Origin of the sequence: Amycolatopsis ultiminotia, from assembly GCF_039536925.1 — a bacterium.
GTDB lineage: Bacteria > Actinomycetota > Actinomycetes > Mycobacteriales > Pseudonocardiaceae > Amycolatopsis > Amycolatopsis ultiminotia.
This window is the reverse complement of the sequence record NZ_BAAAZN010000002.1, coordinates 517,537-534,281: the sequence shown is the minus strand read 5'-3', so window position 1 is coordinate 534,281 and position 16,745 is coordinate 517,537. Positions and strand designations below refer to the sequence as shown.

At 70.6% G+C, this 16,745-nt stretch carries 15 protein-coding genes; 3 read left to right on the top strand and 12 right to left on the bottom strand.

The genetic code is table 11. The annotated features are described in order from the left end of the window. Positions 1–108 precede the first annotated feature (108 nt). Entirely contained in the window at positions 109–1,422 is a 1,314-nt protein-coding gene (locus ABD793_RS07360; RefSeq protein ID WP_344856920.1) for a glycosyltransferase 87 family protein, read from the top strand. Here the strand turns inward: ABD793_RS07360 and ABD793_RS07355 are convergent. The 3 genes from ABD793_RS07355 to ABD793_RS07345 all read right to left on the bottom strand — a co-directional run bounded on the left by ABD793_RS07355 (position 1,409) and on the right by ABD793_RS07345 (position 5,476). After that, entirely contained in the window at positions 1,409–1,618 is a 210-nt protein-coding gene (locus tag ABD793_RS07355) for a helix-turn-helix domain-containing protein (RefSeq protein ID WP_003071237.1), read from the bottom strand. The two genes, ABD793_RS07360 and ABD793_RS07355, sit on opposite strands and share 14 nt — an antisense overlap. Before the next feature lie 179 nt (positions 1,619–1,797). Beyond that, complete coding sequence (locus ABD793_RS07350) at positions 1,798–3,426, bottom strand: ABC-F family ATP-binding cassette domain-containing protein (RefSeq protein WP_344856681.1); 1,629 nt, start codon at positions 3,424–3,426, stop codon at positions 1,798–1,800. Between the two features lie 487 nt (positions 3,427–3,913). Further along, positions 3,914–5,476, bottom strand: coding sequence for a deoxyguanosinetriphosphate triphosphohydrolase family protein (locus ABD793_RS07345; protein WP_344856679.1), 1,563 nt, complete (start codon positions 5,474–5,476; stop codon positions 3,914–3,916). Positions 5,477–5,525: 49 nt separating this feature from the next. Between ABD793_RS07345 and ABD793_RS07340 the strand changes: the two genes are divergently transcribed. Together ABD793_RS07340 and ABD793_RS07335 are read left to right on the top strand one after the other, a co-directional pair. Beyond that, on the top strand, positions 5,526–6,758 hold the full coding sequence (locus tag ABD793_RS07340; RefSeq protein ID WP_344856676.1) for a lycopene cyclase family protein: 1,233 nt from the start codon (positions 5,526–5,528) through the stop codon (positions 6,756–6,758). Positions 6,759–6,892: 134 nt separating this feature from the next. After that, entirely contained in the window at positions 6,893–8,572 is a 1,680-nt protein-coding gene (locus tag ABD793_RS07335) for a GGDEF domain-containing protein (protein ID WP_344856673.1), read from the top strand. A gap of 206 nt (positions 8,573–8,778) precedes the next feature. Here ABD793_RS07335 and ABD793_RS07330 read toward each other — a convergent pair whose 3' ends face one another. From ABD793_RS07330 to ABD793_RS07290, 9 genes are all read right to left on the bottom strand, one after another. Further along, positions 8,779–9,318 (bottom strand): snapalysin family zinc-dependent metalloprotease, encoded by a 540-nt coding sequence (locus tag ABD793_RS07330; RefSeq protein WP_344856671.1) that lies wholly within the window; start codon positions 9,316–9,318, stop codon positions 8,779–8,781. 268 nt (positions 9,319–9,586) lie between these two features. Next, complete coding sequence (locus ABD793_RS07325) at positions 9,587–9,922, bottom strand: YnfA family protein (protein ID WP_344856668.1); 336 nt, start codon at positions 9,920–9,922, stop codon at positions 9,587–9,589. Positions 9,923–10,077: 155 nt separating this feature from the next. After that, the gene (locus ABD793_RS07320) at positions 10,078–10,479 is read right to left on the bottom strand and encodes a metal-sulfur cluster assembly factor (protein WP_344856666.1); all 402 of its coding nucleotides are present in this window, start codon (positions 10,477–10,479) and stop codon (positions 10,078–10,080) included. Continuing rightward, positions 10,476–10,925: a Fe-S cluster assembly sulfur transfer protein SufU gene (gene sufU, locus ABD793_RS07315; protein ID WP_344856664.1), complete on the bottom strand. Its 450-nt coding sequence runs from the start codon at positions 10,923–10,925 to the stop codon at positions 10,476–10,478. The genes ABD793_RS07320 and sufU overlap by 4 nt, the downstream gene beginning before the upstream one ends. Then, positions 10,925–12,223, bottom strand: a complete 1,299-nt coding sequence (locus ABD793_RS07310) for a cysteine desulfurase (RefSeq protein WP_344856661.1) — start codon at positions 12,221–12,223, stop codon at positions 10,925–10,927. The genes sufU and ABD793_RS07310 overlap by 1 nt, the downstream gene beginning before the upstream one ends. Before the next feature lie 46 nt (positions 12,224–12,269). Further along, positions 12,270–13,040, bottom strand: a complete 771-nt coding sequence (sufC, locus tag ABD793_RS07305; protein WP_344856659.1) for a Fe-S cluster assembly ATPase SufC — start codon at positions 13,038–13,040, stop codon at positions 12,270–12,272. A gap of 75 nt (positions 13,041–13,115) precedes the next feature. Next, a complete protein-coding gene (gene sufD / locus ABD793_RS07300; protein WP_344856656.1) occupies positions 13,116–14,303 on the bottom strand; it encodes a Fe-S cluster assembly protein SufD in 1,188 nt (395 codons plus the stop codon). Further along, the gene (sufB, locus tag ABD793_RS07295; protein ID WP_344856654.1) at positions 14,303–15,751 is read right to left on the bottom strand and encodes a Fe-S cluster assembly protein SufB; all 1,449 of its coding nucleotides are present in this window, start codon (positions 15,749–15,751) and stop codon (positions 14,303–14,305) included. The genes sufD and sufB overlap by 1 nt, the downstream gene beginning before the upstream one ends. Next, complete coding sequence (locus tag ABD793_RS07290; protein WP_425548667.1) at positions 15,748–16,560, bottom strand: helix-turn-helix transcriptional regulator; 813 nt, start codon at positions 16,558–16,560, stop codon at positions 15,748–15,750. Before ABD793_RS07290 ends, sufB begins: the two co-directional genes overlap by 4 nt. Positions 16,561–16,745 lie beyond the last annotated feature (185 nt).

The window sequence follows — 16,745 nt, the reverse complement described above, 5'->3', positions numbered from 1 at the left end:
CGAACTGCCGGGATCCGTCCGCGCCCCGCGGCCGAAGCCGGTCGCAACCGGCTCGGTAGCCTGTCGCCACGGTCGGCCGGCAGCGGAAGGGGACGCATGCATCTGCTGATGGCCCCTGCCCGCGCGACCGGCGCGCGCCGCACCCGGCTGTTCGGCTGGGATCTGGTCTTCTACCTCGGCTGCTTCACCTTCGCATTGATCACCGCGTTCGCGTCGGAGTTCTACGGCTACCGCATCTGGGGCAGCTTCGCAGTCGCCGGGTACGGGATCGCCGCGGTGCACAGCGGCTGGCTGCTGATCTCCGCACGGCTGCAGCGCGAGCCGTCCGGACGGCTCGGCTCCCGGTGGATCGGCATCGCCGCCATCGGATTGCTGGCCATGCTGGTCCCGCTCGCGGTGTTGGTGATTCGCCGGCTGACCGGAGTGGACTGGTTGATCACGCCGGGCTCGTGGGCCGCACAGCCCGAGGTGTGGGTGATCGAACGCAGCGCGACACTGTTGCTGCAGCACGGAACCCCGTACGTCGACGTGACCGCGCTCGGCCGCCCTCCGGAGGTGAACGACTACACGCCGTACGGTCCGGTGATGGCGCTCTTCGGCCTGCCCCGCGCACTTTTCGGCGGTAGCCCGGTCGCGAACGCGCTCACCGACGCGCGGTGGATGTTCGCGCTCGCCGCCTGCCTGTGCGTACTCGGTTCCCTGCGCCTGCTGAACCGGCCGCGGATCCCGGTGCTGTCCGCGCAGCTCGTGCTCGCCTGTCCGCTCACCGCACTGACCTGGGCGGTCGCCGGTCCGGATCTCGCCATCGCGGGAATGCTGGTGCTCGCCTGCGCGCTCGCCGCGACCGGCCGGGCCGGCTGGTCGGGATTCGTGCTCGCACTGGTGATCAGCGCGAAACTCATCGTGGCGCCGGCCTTCGCGGTGCTCGCGGTCCTGGTGTACGTCCGCGCCCGCGGCGGAAAACCCGGTGGGCGCACCGCACTTGCGTGGTTCGTGACCACAGTGGCCGGCACGACGGTGGTGCTGCACCTGCCGGTGTACCTGGTGGATCCGGGCGCGTTCATCGAACACGTGCTGCGGTTCCCGCTCGGCATGGGACTGGTGCGCTCACCCGCGGCGAGTCCGCTGCCGGGGCATCTGATCGCGGGGATCGGCCCTGCGGGCAACGCGATTTCGCTGGCGCTCGTGGGCATCGCGGCGGTGGCGATGCTGGTCTGGCTGGCGCGCCGGCCCCCCGCGACCGGATCCGCCGCGCTCGTGCGGATCGCCGTCGGTCTCGGCGCGTTGATCCTGCTCACCCCGGCAACCCGCTACGGCTACCTGGTCTACCCACTGATCCTGCTCGGAGCCGCGCTCACGTTCCGGGCAGCTCGACCGGCCCTGCGCCCCCCGCGCAGCGGCCTTGGTACTACTTCTTCTTGACCCGAGTGGCCCCGCCGCGCCCCCGCAGCTGAACCCCGGATTCGGACAGAACCCGGTGGACGAACCCGTAGGACCGTCCGGTGGACTCCGCGAGAGCCCGGATGCTCGACCCCTTCTCGTATTTTTTCTTCAGGTCAGCGGCCAGCTTGTCGCGCGTGTTGCCGGTGATCCGCGCGCCTTTCTTGAGATCAGCCACGTCGATCGCCTTCCCGCCGAGTGGTTGTTCCGGACCCTATCGGGCCCCTGCCGGGGCAATGATCGAACACTCCGCGCCGGAATGCCAGACGACAGCCTTAAAACAACCTGAAACGCGATCACATTGGGCCAATTCAGTGCTTCGGCCACCACGGTGGGCACCCGGACGGACGCACCGAGTCAGGCCAGCTGCACAAGTTCGAGATATTCGGCCGACCAGTGGTCCTCGGTTCCGTCCGGAAGCAGGATCACCCGCTCCGGTTCGAGCGCCTCGACCGCGCCCGGATCGTGCGTGACGAGCACGACCGCGCCCGCGAAGCTGCGCAACGCGTCGAGGACCTGCGCGCGGCTGGCCGGATCCAGGTTGTTGGTCGGCTCGTCGAGCAGCAGCACATTGGCCTTGCCGGAGACCAGCCCGGCCAGCGCGAGCCGGGTTTTCTCGCCACCGGAGAGGGTGCCCGCAGGCTGCTCGAGCTGTTCGCCGCTGAACAGGAACGAACCGAGCAGGTTCCGCAACTCCTGTGCCCCGGTGTCCGGTGCGAGATGCCGGATGTTTTCCCACACGGTCGCATCGTGGTCGAGTGTTTCGTGTTCCTGTGCGTAATAACCCAAACGCAATCCGTGACCCGGTTCGACCGCGCCGGTATCCGGAGTTTCCAAACCGCCGAGCAAGCGCAGCAATGTCGTCTTTCCGGCGCCGTTCAATCCGAGTACGACGACCTTCGAACCGCGATCGACGGCAAGATCGACTCCGGTGAAGATCTCCAGCGAACCATAGGATTTCGACAGCTCTTCGGCGGTCAGCGGCGTACGGCCGCACGGGGCGGGTTCGGGGAACCTGATCCGCGCGACCTTGTCCCCCTGCCGGGTTTCGTCGAGCGAGGACAGCATCTGCTCCGCACGGCGGGCCATGTTCTTCGCCGCGACCGCCTTGGTGGCCTTCGCCCCGAGCTTCGCCGCCTGCTGCTGCAGTGCGGACGCCTTCTTCTCGGCGTTCGCACGCTCACGACGGCGGCGCTTCTCGTCGGTGGCGCGCGCGTCGAGATAACGCTGCCAGCCCATGTTGTAGAGGTCGAGTTCGCCTCGCGTCGCGTCCAGGAACCACACCTTGTTCACCACGTCGGCGAGCAGTTCGACGTCGTGGCTGATCACCACCAGCCCGCCGTCGTGCTGCTTGAGGAACCCGCGCAGCCAGGTGATCGAATCGGCGTCGAGGTGGTTGGTGGGCTCGTCGAGCAGCAGGATCGTCTCGGATTTGCCGCCTGCGCCCGCTTCCGCGGCGGCGAACAGGATGCGCGCGAGCTCGACACGGCGCCGCTGTCCGCCGGACAGCGTGCTCAGCGTCTGGGCGAGCACCCGGTCCGGCAGGCCGAGGTTCGAACAGATCCGCGCGGCCTCGCTCTCCGCGGCGTACCCGCCGAGCGAGGCGAACCGCTCCTCCAGCCGGGCGTAGCGGTTGATCGCCTTGTCCCGCTGGCCCTCGTCGACCAGCTCGGACATCTCGTTCTGCGCCTTCTCCATGTTGCGCAGCAGGGTGTCGAGCCCGCGCGCGGACAGCACCCGGTCCTTGGCGGTGACCGACAGGTCTCCCTCACGCGGGTCCTGCGGCAGGTAGCCGAGTTCACCGCTGCGCCGGACGTCGCCTGCGTGCGGTTCGCCCTCGCCCGCGAGGACCTTCAGCGAGGTGGTCTTGCCCGCACCGTTGCGGCCGACGAGGCCGATGCGGTCGCCGGACTGGATGCGGAGGGTGGCGCCGCCGAGCAGGATGCGCGAGCCGGCGCGCAGCTCGAGGCCGGTGGCCGTGATCATGAAAACTCCCGGATTCGCGGGGGGATGGAGGCAGGGTCGCTGAAGAGCCCCGGCGCGACGGACGCGCGGGGCACCGCGGCTACTCTCTCTGGATCCGCACGAACTCCCTGATGACCACGACACCAGTGTACGAGCTCGGGTCGAGCAGTTTTCCCGGGCGTGGCCGGTCTCACTCCGGGACGGGCTGCTACGGCGACGTCCACTTCGGACCACCGAGCACACAACCGGGTGCCCCGGCGGCGGCCGACCCTGGTCCCGGCGGGCAGCGTCGCCTCCGCGGACGAGGCCGCGCCGGCGTCCCGGCGGGCAGCGTCGCCTCAGCGGACGAGGCCGCGCCGGCGTCGGGGCGGCCGGCGCCGATCGTGGTCTCCGCGCACCCGGCTGTCCAATGTGCACGGTCGTTTCCCTGGCCTGGCTTTCCGTGCCGGGAACACGGCGCTGCCCCCGGGGAGTCCGGTGTGGACCCGGCGGCCGCATCCGGGAGCGGTCAGAGCACGAACGAGTCGGACCACGGCTGACCGGAGCGCCCGGACAGCGCGTCGAGCAGGGTCACTGCCTGTTTGTCGGTCAGCGACGCCACGAAGTCGACCACCGCGCGGCCGCGGGCGAGGGAACGGACCGCGTCGGCGCCGTCCACCCGTTCCCCGGTGGCGCCCACCAGCAGCTCCGGCGCGGTGCGGGCGATCCCGGCGTACTCCTCGTGCGCGAGTTCCACCAGGTCGTGCAGCCTGCGCGGCAGCCGGGACACCTCGTCCCGGTCGAGCAGCCAGCTCTCCAGCGCGTCCACCAGGGTGGTCACCAGGCTGGCCTGGCCACGCTGGTGCAGCGCGAGATCCGGGCGCAGCAGCACGAACCGGCGGTGCACGAACTTGAGCACCTGTACCTCGTGCCACTGCGCAGGGCGCAGCGACAGGTGCCCGGACCGGGTGGGCGGTGAGGAGAGCAGGAAAACCCCGTCGACCAGCCGGGACGTCCAGTTCGCGGAGAACGCGGCGGTGGTCTGCTCGGCCTCGGTCGAGCCGTCGAACCCGTCCGCGAGCAGTCCGTCGACGAGCTCGTGGCGGACCCTCGCAACGGCCGCGGCGAACGCGTCGTCGTCCACCATCCAGCCGTCCTTGAGGTGCATCCGCCTGCGCATCCGCTCCAGCGAACGGCCGGGGCGGCGCTGCTGCCCGTCCAGTGCCTCGTCGTCCAGCCCGGCCAGCTCGACCGCGTGCGCAAGCCACTCCCCCAGCTCCGCGGCCACCGGTGCGTGCTGCAGCACCCCGATCCGGTGGAAGTCCTGCAGGTCGTGGATGGCGTAGGCGATGTCGTCGGCGGTGTCCATCACGGATGCCTCGACGGTCTGCTGCCACGGTTCGATCCGCCCGGCGAACGGGGCGCGGGACTGGTCGAAATCGTCGAGTTCGGTGACGTAGGCGGAGAACTTGCTCGCGCCGGTGCCGGGCGAGTCGTCCGGTTCGGCAGCACCCCGCGGCGGCTGCCGCATCGCGGTGGGATGCGGGCTGGGCCGGTGCAGCCGGGCCCACGGGTACTTCAGCACCGCGGCGCGCACCGCCGTGGTCAGGTCGAGGCCGATCGCGGACGGTCCGCGCACGTCGGTGGTGGTCAGGATGCGGAACGTCTGCGCGTTGCCCTCGAAGCCGTCGGCGAGGCCGAACCGGTGCCGCGCGAGCCGGTCGAGGGTCTGCTCGCCGAGGTGCCCGAACGGCGGGTGCCCGAGGTCGTGCGCGAGCGCGGCGGCCTCGCACGCGTCCGGGTCGCAGCCGCCGAGTTTCGCGGCCAGCTCGGCCGATTCGCTCGTACCGGTGATCCGCTCCGCGATCGCGCGCGCGACCTGCGCGACCTTGAGACTGTGCGTGAGCCGGTTGTGCAGCAGCCCCGAATCGCCCGCGCTGACCACCTGGGTGACTCCGCCCAGGCGCGCGAAGTACGGCGAGGCGATGATCCGGTCGCGGTCGATGCGGAACGGGCTCGTCGCCAGGTCGGTGAACCCGCCCGCCGAACTCGCCGGGTCGCGGCGGGCGGCCCTCGGGTCGGTCTCGTGCATGCGGTCCACCGTATCCGGCCGTGCGCGGCGCGTGCGGCAGGATCGGGGCGTGAGCGACGTGCTGGTGGCAGGCGGCGGCCCGGCCGGATGGGCGCTGGCCGGTGCCTGCGTCCGGCGGGGGCTGGCGACCACCCTCGTCGATCCCGCTCCGCACCGGCCGTGGCGCCACACCTACGGAGCGTGGTCGGACGAGCTGCCCGGCCTGCCCCCGGAGGCGATCGCCGCGGCTCCGTCCACCACTCTCGCCTACGGCACCCGCGAACACCACATCGACCGCGGCTACCTGGTGCTGGCCAACGACGGCCTGCGCGCCTGGCTGGCCTCCACCCAGGTGGCCGTGGTGACCGGCAAGGTGACCTCCGCCGACCACGGTCCGCACGGCTCGACGGTCCTGCTCGCCGACGGCCGGCGCCTGGCCGCCGCAGTGGTCGTCGACGCCTCCGGCGCGACCCGAACGCTGTCCGGCGGCACCCCGCGAGGCCCGCGCGCGGAACAGACCGCCTACGGCCTGATCCTGCCCGCCGAGGTGACCAACCGCCTCGTCCCGGACGCCGCGGACACCGCGGTGTTCATGGACTGGCGCGAGCACCCCGCTTCCCCCGGCGGCCCGGACGGCTCCGGCGCCGGGAACGACGAGCCTGGCCGGAGCGGTCGCCGGCGCTCGGGCGTGGCCGGCCGGACGGCGAGTTTCTGCTATCTCCTGCCCCTCGGTGACGGATCCGTGCTCGTCGAGGAGACTTCGCTCGCGCGGCGGCCGGGGGTGCCTGCCGCGGAGCTGGCCGGACGGCTGCGGCGCCGGCTCGCCGCTGCGGGGGTGCGGGCCCAGGGACGGGACGAGCGGGTGCGGATCGTGCTCGATCTGCCGTTGCCGGGGCGGGGTCCGGGCCGGGGCCGAGTCGTGCCGTTCGGCGTGGCCGCCGGGTTCGTGCATCCGGCGACCGGATACAGCCTCGCCACCGCGCTTCGGCTCGCGCCGGTGGTCGCCGGTGCCGTCGCCGAGGCCTTCGAGGCGGGTCCGGCGGCCGCTTCGGTTGCCGCGCACCGGGCACTGTGGACGGTCGAGGCGCGCGCGGTGCATGCGTTGCGGCAGCACGGTTTGCGTGCACTGCTCGGAATGTCCGCTGATCAGCTCCCCGAGTTCTTCGATCTGTTCTTCACCCTCGGGCCCGCCACCCAGCGCGCCTTCACCTCCGGCCGCACCGACCTGCCGGGCACGGCCGCCGCGATGGGCGCCCTGTTCCACACGGCGCGGCCGGCCCTGCGGCGACGGTTGCTCGGCTGAGCCGGGCAGCAAGCTCGGGCACCGCCGGCCGGGCGCGGACCCGGCTACTCCGATCCAGGTAACTCAGGTTCCGCCGCGATGAACATCAGTTGACAACGGTTCCCTCCAGTGTGCCGCGATGCGACGATCAGCCGGTGACGACGCCCCGTGCGGTCCGCTTCGCCTTCCAGCCGATGTACAGCCTGCACACCGGCGGCGTCGTCGCGTACGAAGCACTCGCGCGGCCTGGCCGGGGCACCGCCCACGAGCTGCTCGCCGAAGCCCGCCGCGCCGGACGGCTCACCGAGGTCGACCTCGGCCTCGCCGTCGCGGCGGTACGCCAGGAGGCGGCTCGGCCCAGCGCACTGCCCCTGCACCTGAACCTCTCCGCCCGCACGCTCGCCGCCTCCCCCGCGGCGTTCGACGGGCTCATCGCCGAACTCGGAGCGGCCGGACGGCGCACCCGCGACGTGGTGCTCGAGGTCGGGCCGCCCTTCACGCACCTGCCGCCGGAGCGGCTGCTGGCCGGCCTGCGGGCGGTCGCCGAACTCGGCTTCCGGCTCGCGCTCGACGGCCTCGGCCGCGGGGACCTGCCGCTGGCGCTGCTCGCGCAGGCCCCGGTGGACCTGATCAAGCTCGACCGCAGCGTGCTGCGCGGACTGCCCGGTGACGCGGCCGCGGTGGCCGTGGTCGAGGCGCTGCTGCACTACACCACGCGGACGAACATCCGGCTCGTCGCGACCGGTATCGAGACCGAGCCGCAGCTGGACGCCGCGCAGAGCCTGGGGGTACGGATCGCGCAGGGCAATCTGCTGGCCCCGCCGGCCGCACACCGGTCCGCCGCGGCCGTCGGCGCGGTGGTGACCGACGATCGGCGCAGCCCGGCGTCGCCGCTGGCTCCGCGGGTCGCCGACTTCCTGCGCCCGGCCACCACCCTGCCCGAGGACGCCACCTGCGACGACGTGCGCGAGGTACTGGCCGCAGCGGACGCGCCGAGCGGCGTGGTCGGCGTCGACCACGCCCACTGTCCACAGTGGTCGGTGGACCGGACCCGTTTCCTCGTCGCGGTGACCGGTCCCTACGGGCACGCACTGCACGCGAAGCGCCCGGCCGCGCGGCTGGCCGACAAACCGCACACCATCGAGGGCGGAGCGAGCGCGCTGGAATTCCTCGAACTGGTCACCGACGCCGACTGGGGCCGCACCGGCGACGACGTGGTCGTGGTCGACGCCGAGGGCCGCTGCCTCGGCGTGGTACTGGTGACCGAGGTGGTCCGCGGGGTCGCCGAGGCGAAGGTCGAGGAGGCCGTCACGCTCAGTCCGCTCACCCGGCTGCCGGGCAGCGAGGCGGTGGCCCGCGACGTCGAGCGCCGGATCGCCACCGGGGAACAGTTCGTGGCGGCGTGGATGGACGTCGACTCGTTCAAGTCGGTGAACGACAACGCCGGGTTCGCCGCGGGCGACGACCTCATCCGGGCACTCGGCGAAACCCTCACCGGCCTCACCCACCGGCTGCCGCGGATGCGGGTGAGCCACGTGGGCGGGGACGACTTCCTGATCGTGTGCGACGTGGACGAGATCGCCGCGGTGGCCGCGGCCCTGCTGGACACCCCCTGGTCGGCGGGGGGCATGCCGGTCACCGTCTCGCTGGCCACGCTGGTGTGCGCCGGCGGCTCGATCTCGTCCTACCGGGACACCTCGCGACTGCTGGCCCCGCTGAAGAAGCGGGCGAAGGCCGTACCCGGGCCGAGCTGGGTGCTCAGCCGCCCCGGCACCGACCGGGTCGAAGTCCTGCGCGGCATCGGCCGCGACATCGCGGTCAGCCGCTCGGCGTAACGAACGCCCCCGCCCGCGTTGCCCCTGGCCACCAACGATTCCGGCAGACCGTCGGGCCGCATTGCCGTTCTCCGTGACAAACCCGGCACGCTGCAAGCCGCATTGCCGTGCACGCGACGTTCGAAGTGGCCGGTGCGAGAGCGGGCGCGTGCGCAGTGCGCCCGCTCTCGCGCTGGGTGTCCGGCGCCGGGCGCCGTCCGGGAGGCTCAGTACACCGTGGTGAAGCGGGCGCCCTCCGCGCGGAAGCCGTTCTCCCACAGCTGCTGCACCTTCGCCGTCTCCTGCTCGTCCGGTTTGGCGTTCTTGCAGGAGGTGCCCGGTCCGTGGCCGGACATCAGCTCGGTGCACGGGCCGTCGTAGTCGTCGGGCAGGCCGAGGTTGTGGCCGAGCTCGTGGGCCGCGATGCGGGTCGGGTCGAAGCCCTCCGCCACCTGGCTCGTGTCGAGGTAGATGTCGCCGTTGCCGTGGCCGTCGGTGTTGGTGTACGAGCCGCCGCTCTGGATTTCGTGGAACACCACGGTGGCGTTGCCGTCGTTCTTCTCCAGTTTGACGTCGCTCACCGCCGCGTTCCAGTTCGCCGCGCCCTGGTCGATCTGCGCCAGGTAGTCGGGCGCGCCTTCCGAGCTGTAGTACACCGTGGTGGCCTCGGCCGCGGCGGCGACCGGCGCGGTGGCCAGTCCGGCACCCAGCGGCGCGGCGACGGCCAGTGCCAGCGCGGCGATCCGACCGAACCCTCGTGCGTGCATCGTGTCCCCTTCACCAGGAATCGACTGCCAGTGGGCGAGCTGCCGGGAAGCGGCAACCGCCGTTGCCACGACGAGGTTAGAAGTTCACCGCGACGACGGCCACGGCCGAAAGTAGGGCGCGCACCCGGTTCCGGCACCCGGCGCCGGGACCACCACCCCGGCAGTCCACAAAGGACAGCGGACCCCGTGCGGCACAGTCAGCCCGCACGAGACGGCCGGGGCTTCCACCGGCCGGGCAGATCCGGCCGCGGTGTCCGATCCGGGCGGATCACCCGGTTCGCGGGGCGTACATGATCACCGCGACGCCGGCGAGGCAGAGCAATGCGCCCAGCACGTCGTAACGATCGGGACGGTAGCCGTCCGCGAGCATTCCCCAGGCAAGGGAACCGGCCACGAAAACCCCGCCGTACGCGGCCAGGATGCGGCCGAAATGGGCGTCCGGCTGCAGGGTCGCGACGAATCCGTAGAGCCCGAGTGCCACCACCCCGCCGCCGATCCACAGCCAGCCGCGGTGTTCGCGCACGCCCTGCCAGATCAGCCACGCCCCGCCGATCTCCAGCACGGCGGCAGCCACGAAGAGCGCAATCGAGCGAACGGCCGTCATCAGCGGTGCATAGTAGCCGCAGGCACCGACGGCGACGGCAAGCACACCCGGACAGCGTTCACCCGGGAGCCGCCGTATAGGGCGTTATACGATCACTGCAACGAAAAAGGCCACCCCGGGCGGACCGGGATGGCCTCCTCGCACGGAAATCCGGCTCAGACGGTGAACCCGAGGGCACGCAGCTGCTCGCGGCCTTCCTCGGTGATCTTCTCCGGGCCCCACGGCGGCATCCAGACCCAGTTGATCCGGAAATCGCCGACCAGCCCGCCGGAGGTGAGCGCGGCCGCGGTCTGGTCCTCGATCACGTCGGTGAGCGGACACGCCGCCGAGGTGAGCGTCATGTCCAGCGTCGCGGAGTTGTCGGCCTCCACCCGGATGTCGTACACCAGGCCGAGGTCGACCACGTTGATGCCGAGCTCCGGGTCCACGACGTCGCGCATGGCCTCTTCGACGTCCTCGATCTTCGCGATGTCCGCGGGCACCGCGGCCGGCTGCTCCGGCAGGTCCGCGGCGGTACGCCCCTCGCGGTGCTCCTGGGTCACGGTCTCTTCGCTCATGCCTTCTCAGCTCCTGTGGTGGTGCGGGAAACAGCGTCCTTGAACGCCATCCAGCCGAGCAGAGCACATTTTACGCGTGCCGGGTACTTCGCGACACCGGCGAACGCGACGGCGTCCTCGAGCACGTCCTCGTCCGGCTCGATCTTGCCCCTGCCCTGCATCAGTTCCACGAAGGCGTCCATGGTGGTGAACGCCTCCTCCACGGTGTGGCCGGTGACCAGGTCGGTGAGCACCGAGGTGGACGCCTGGCTGATCGAACAGCCCTGTCCCTCGTAGGAGACCTCGGCGACCTTCCCGTCGGCCACCTTCACCCGCAGCGTCACCTCGTCGCCGCAGGTCGGGTTGACCTGGAACGACTCGGCGTCGTACGGATCGTGCAGGCCGCGCCCGTGCGGATTCTTGTAGTGGTCCAGGATGATCTCCTGGTACATGCTCTCCAGGTTCATCACGCCACCCCGAAGAACTTCTGCGCCTCGCGGATCCCGGCGACCAGAGCGTCCACTTCGGACGGAGTGTTGTACAGGTAGAAGCTCGCCCGCACGGTGGCGGGCACCGAGCAGGCCCGGTGCAGCGGCCACGCGCAGTGGTGGCCGACGCGCACGGCGATGCCGAGGCTGTCGAGCACCTGACCGGCGTCGTGCGGGTGCACGCCGTCGATCACGAACGAGACCGCGCCACCGCGGTCGGCGAGGTCGGCCGGCCCGATCAGCCGCACGCCCTCGATCCCGGCGATCCCGGCCAGCGCGCGTTCGGTCAGCAGGTGCTCGTGCGCGGCGATCCGGTCCATGCCGATCGCGGACAGGTAGTCCACCGCCGCGCCGAGGCCGATGGCCTGCGAGGTCATCGGCACCCCCGCCTCGAACCGCTGCGGCGGCGGCGCGAAGGTGGTGCCCTCCATCCGGACCAGCTCGATCATCGAACCGCCGGTGAGGAACGGCGGCATCGCCTCGAGCAGTTCGCTGCGCCCGTAGAGCACGCCGATCCCGGACGGCGCCAGCATCTTGTGCCCGGAGAACACCGCGAAGTCCACGCCGAGTGCGTGGAAGCCGACCGGGAAGTGCGGCACCGACTGGCAGGCGTCCAGCACGGTGAGCGCGCCGACCTGCTTCGCCTTGGCCACCAGCAGCTCGACCGGGTTGATCGTGCCGAGCACATTGGACTGGTGCGCGAAGGCGACCAGCTTGGTGCGCGGCGTGATCAGATCGTCCACATCGGACAGATCGAGCCTGCCCTCCGCAGTGACCTTGAACCACTTCAGCGTCGCACCGGTGCGCCGGCACAGCTGCTGCCACGGCACCAGGTTCGCGTGGTGCTCCATCTCGGTGATGACGATCTCGTCGCCGGGACCGACCCGGAAGCGCTCGGCTTCCGGACCGGCGGTGGCGGCGTTGCTCATCGCGTACGCCACGAGGTTGATGCCCTCGGTCGCGTTCTTGGTGAACACCAGCTCTTCCGGGTCCGCGCCGACGAATTCCGCGGTCTTCGCGCGCGCGGCTTCGTAGGCGTCGGTGGCCTCTTCGGAGAGCTGGTGCGCACCGCGGTGCACGGCCGAGTTCGACGTGAGCACGTAGTGCCGCTCGGCGTCGAGAACCTGCACCGGCCGTTGCGAGGTCGCACCGGAGTCCAGGTACACCAAGGGTTTCCCGTCCCGCACGGTGCGCGACAGGATCGGGAAGTCGGCACGCAGTGCCGCCACGTCAAGGGGAACAGAGTTGGTCGGGCTGTCCGAGGCCGTGGTGGTCATCGAGCCAACTCCTCTCGGTGTCGTCGGGAACTTCGGTGGTCAGCCGTCAGGCCTTCGCGGGCTCGGCGGAACCCGCGTACTTGACGTAGCCGTGCTCCTCCAGCTCGTCGGCCAGCTCCTTGCCGCCCGACTCGACGATCCTGCCGCCGGCGAACACGTGCACGAAGTCCGGCGTGATGTGCCGCAGGATCCGGGTGTAGTGCGTGATCAGCATGACGCCGACCTCGCTCGCGGACTTGTAGGCGTTGACCCCGTCGGAGACCACGCGCAGCGCGTCCACGTCGAGGCCGGAGTCGGTCTCGTCGAGGATGGCGAACTTCGGCTTGAGCAGCGACAGCTGGAGGATCTCGTGGCGCTTCTTCTCGCCGCCGGAGAAGCCCTCGTTCACGCTGCGCTCGGCGAACTCCTGCGAGATCTCGAGCTTGCCCATCTCCTCCTTGACCTCCTTGACCCAGTGGCGCAGCTTGGGAGCCTCGCCACGGACCGCGGTGGCCGCGGTGCGCAGGAAGTTGGACATGGACACGCCGGGCACCTCGACCGGGTACTGCATGGCGAGGAACAGGCCGGCGCGGGCACGCTCGTCCACGCTCATCTCGAGCACGTTCTCCCCGTCCAGGAGCACCTCACCGGAGGTGACCTGGTACTTCGGGTGCCCGGCGATCGCGTAGGACAGGGTCGACTTGCCGGAGCCGTTGGGGCCCATGATCGCGTGCGTCTCACCCGAGGAGATGGTCAGGTTCACGCCCTTCAGGATCTCCTTCGCACCTTCCTCGGTGGTCACCGAGGCGTGCAGGTCCTTGATTTCCAGAGTAGCCATTCTGCTTTTCCTAAGTCTGATCTGAAGGAACGGGCACTGTGTTCGATGCCCTCTCGGCGAAAAGAGTGCCTCGAGCTAGACGCCCACAGCTTCGAGCTCGGCCTCGATCGCGGCCTCCAGGCGCTCGCGCACCTCGGGGACGCCGATGCGGACCAGGATCTCGTGGAAGAACCCGCGCACCACCAGCCTGCGCGCGGCCTCCTCGCCGATTCCGCGCGACTGGAGGTAGAACAACTGCTCGTCGTCGAACCTTCCCGTGGCGCTCGCGTGCCCGGCACCTTCGATCTCGCCGGTCTCGATCTCCAGGTTCGGCACCGAATCCGCACGGGCACCCTGCGTGAGCACCAGGTTGCGGTTGAGCTCGTAGGTGTCGGTGGCCTCGGCGGCGGCCCGGATCAGCACATCGCCGATCCACACCGCATGCGCGTCGGCACCCTGCAACGCGCCCTTGTACATCACGCGCGACTTGCAGTTGGCCACCGCGTGGTCCACGAAGAGCCGGTGTTCCTGGTGCTGGCCCGCGTCGGCGAAGTACAGGCCGAGCATCTCCACGTCCCCGCCGCGGTCGGCGAAGGTCGCGGTGGGCGATACGCGCACCAGATCGCCGCCGAGGGTGACCACGGCGTGCTTGAGCGTCGCGTCACGGCCGAGCCGCAGGTGCTGCTCGGACACGTGCACCGCGTCGTCGGCCCAGTCCTGCACGCTGATCACGGTGATCTTCGCGGAGTCACCGAGCACGAACTCGACGTTGTCCGCGTAGGTACCGGAGCCGACGTGGTCGAGCACGATCACCGCCTCGGCGAACGCTTCGGCCCGTACCTGCAGGTGCCCGTAGGCGACCTTGCCCTCGCCGGGGCCGTGCACGCGCAGCACCGACGCCTTCGACGCCTGGGTCTCCTTCGGCACGGTGACCACGGTGGCCTTGGCGAACGAGGAGTAGGCCTGCGCCGCGATCCGGTCGCTGGGCACACCTGCCGCGCCGAGCCGCTCGTCGTCGCGGCCCACGGTCTCGACCTTCAGTTCCGGCGCCGCGTCCGTCTCCAGCGTGATCTCGCCGGAGACCACGGCAGTGCCGTCGTGCAGGCCGCGCAGGCGCTTCATCGGGGTGAAACGCCAGTTCTCCTCACGTCCGCCGGGGACCTCGAAGGCCTCGACCTCGTAGGAGGTGAACCGCTCTGCACGGGAGGCCGCCGGGATGACGGCGCCCTCCCGCAAGGACTCGGCAACATTGTTTTCCGAGGCCACGGACTGTGCTGCCGCCATCAGCCGACGGACCCTTCCATCTGGAGCTCGATCAGGCGGTTCAGCTCGAGCGCGTACTCCATCGGCAGCTCCCGCGCGATGGGCTCGACGAACCCGCGCACGATCATCGCCATCGCCTCGTCCTCGGCCAGGCCGCGGGACATCAGGTAGAACAGCTGCTCTTCGCTGACCTTGGACACGGTGGCCTCGTGGCCCATGGACACCTCGTCGTTGCGGATGTCCACGTACGGGTACGTGTCCGACCGCGAGATGGTGTCCACCAGCAGTGCGTCGCAGACCACGCTGGAGCGCGAGTGGTGCGCCCGCTTGGCGACCTTCACGAGACCGCGGTAGGAGGTGCGGCCGCCGCCGCGGGCCACCGACTTCGACACGATGGTCGAGGAGGTGTGCGGCGCGAGGTGCTCCATCTTGGCGCCCGCGTCCTGGTGCTGGCCCTCGCCCGCGAACGCGACCGACAGGACCTCGCCCTTGGCGTGCTCGCCCATCAGGAACACCGACGGGTACTTCATGGTCACCTTGGAGCCGATGTTGCCGTCGACCCACTCCATGGTCGCGCCCTCTTCGCACTTGGCGCGCTTGGTGACCAGGTTGTACACGTTGTTCGACCAGTTCTGGATCGTCGTGTAGCGGCACCGGCCGCCCTTGCGCACGATGATCTCCACGACCGCGGAGTGCAGTGAGTCGGACTGGTAGATCGGCGCCGTGCAGCCCTCGACGTAGTGCACGTAGGCACCCTCGTCGACGATGATCAGCGTCCGCTCGAACTGGCCCATGTTCTCCGTGTTGATCCGGAAGTAGGCCTGCAGCGGGATGTCGACGTGCACGCCCTTCGGCACGTAGATGAACGAGCCACCGGACCACACCGCGGTGTTCAGCGCGGAGAACTTGTTGTCCCCGGCGGGGATCACCGAGCCGAAGTACTCGCGGAAGATCTCCGGGTGCTCCTTGAGCGCGGTGTCGGTGTCCAGGAACAGCACGCCCTGCTCCTCCAGGTCCTCACGGATCTGGTGGTAGACGACCTCGGACTCGTACTGCGCGGCGACACCGGCCACGAGGCGCTGCTTCTCCGCCTCCGGGATGCCGAGCTTGTCGTAGGTCTTCTTGATGTCCTCGGGCAGGTCTTCCCAGCTGGCCGCCTGCTTCTCCGTGGACCGCACGAAGTACTTGATGTTGTCGAAGTCGATCCCGGACAGGTCGGCGCCCCAGTTGGGCATCGGCTTGAGGTCGAAGAGCTTGAGCGCCTTCAATCGGGCGTCGCGCATCCACTCGGGCTCGGACTTCTTGCCGGAGATGTCGAGGACGACGTCCTCGCTCAGGCCGCGGCGGGCGCTGGCGCCAGCCTCGTCGGAGTCCGCCCAGCCGAACGCGTAGTTGCCAAGAGAGGCGATCGTCTCTTCCTGGCTCAACGGCTCGGTGGTGGGAGTGCGCTGCTCGGCAGCGGCAGTCATGCGGGTTTCCCTCCATTCGGGATCCGTGCGGGGTGCTCCTGCTGCGGCGGGGCCGCGGCAGGTGCCGTGGTGCGGTCCGGCTCGGGATGGGCCGGGATACCCGCCGGTCCGGCGGGTACGTGTGTGGTGCACGCGTTGTCGCCGCGTGCGATGGTCGCCAGCCGCTGCACATGGGTGCCGAGCAGCCGGGCGAACGCCTCCGTCTCGGCCTCGCACAGCTGCGGGAATTCCGCGGCGACGTGCGCGACCGGGCAGTGGTGCTGGCACAGCTGCGCGCCTGCGGCAGTGCCGGTGACCGCGACCTGACGGGTCGAGGCAGCGTAGCCCTCCCTGGTCAGTGCCGTGGCCAGTGCCTCCGCCCGCCTCGCCGGATCGGGTGATCCGGCGATCGCCGCGCGGTGCGGTCCGACCAGCCGGTCGACCCGGCTCTCCGCGAACGCGCGCACCGCATCCGGCCCGGCGTGCTCGGCGAGGAACCGGACCGCGGACACCGCGAGGTCGTCGTAGGCGTGCCCGAACCGGGCCCGGCCGGCTTCGGTGAGCAGGAACAGCCTGGCGGGCCTGCCCCGGCCACGCGGGCCGCGGCGGGGTGCGTCGCGGGTCTCGGCCTCGCCGTCGGCGAGGAGCGCGTCCAGGTGCCTGCGGACCGCAGTGGGACTGATGCCGAGCTGCTCGGCGACCACCGCGGCGGTCATCGGGCCCTGCTCCAGCAACAGCCTGGCCACCTCGTGCCGGGTACGGCCCTCGGCCGAGGAACCGACGGGAGCCGGCGGAGCCGGGGCTTCGGGCGCACTGTCCGCCACCGGCACCTCGGCCCCAGCGTTGACCTGCACAGGAGTACCGTCGACCGGGGTACGCGGCTGCTCGCCACGCCCCTCGCCGGTGCTCCCGTTCTTTTTCACAACACAAGTGTGTCTTATTTCCGTCCCACTGGCAAAGCCGGGGTCTGCGGCAGTGACCCGAGTCACCCGCAGGAGGACTCGATACGCTGCGC

Coding starts and splice junctions, on each gene's coding strand:
- ABD793_RS07325 (WP_344856668.1), bottom strand. CDS start 9,922: ATGACGGCCGTTCGCTCGATTGCGCTCTTCGTGGCTGCCGCCGTGCTG.
- ABD793_RS07360 (WP_344856920.1), top strand. CDS start 109: ATGGCCCCTGCCCGCGCGACCGGCGCGCGCCGCACCCGGCTGTTCGGC.
- sufU (WP_344856664.1), bottom strand. CDS start 10,925: ATGAACCTGGAGAGCATGTACCAGGAGATCATCCTGGACCACTACAAG.
- sufC (WP_344856659.1), bottom strand. CDS start 13,040: ATGGCTACTCTGGAAATCAAGGACCTGCACGCCTCGGTGACCACCGAG.
- ABD793_RS07350 (WP_344856681.1), bottom strand. CDS start 3,426: ATGATCACGGCCACCGGCCTCGAGCTGCGCGCCGGCTCGCGCATCCTG.
- sufB (WP_344856654.1), bottom strand. CDS start 15,751: ATGACTGCCGCTGCCGAGCAGCGCACTCCCACCACCGAGCCGTTGAGC.
- ABD793_RS07310 (WP_344856661.1), bottom strand. CDS start 12,223: ATGACCACCACGGCCTCGGACAGCCCGACCAACTCTGTTCCCCTTGAC.
- sufD (WP_344856656.1), bottom strand. CDS start 14,303: ATGGCGGCAGCACAGTCCGTGGCCTCGGAAAACAATGTTGCCGAGTCC.
- ABD793_RS07320 (WP_344856666.1), bottom strand. CDS start 10,479: ATGAGCGAAGAGACCGTGACCCAGGAGCACCGCGAGGGGCGTACCGCC.
- ABD793_RS07330 (WP_344856671.1), bottom strand. CDS start 9,318: ATGCACGCACGAGGGTTCGGTCGGATCGCCGCGCTGGCACTGGCCGTC.
- ABD793_RS07345 (WP_344856679.1), bottom strand. CDS start 5,476: ATGCACGAGACCGACCCGAGGGCCGCCCGCCGCGACCCGGCGAGTTCG.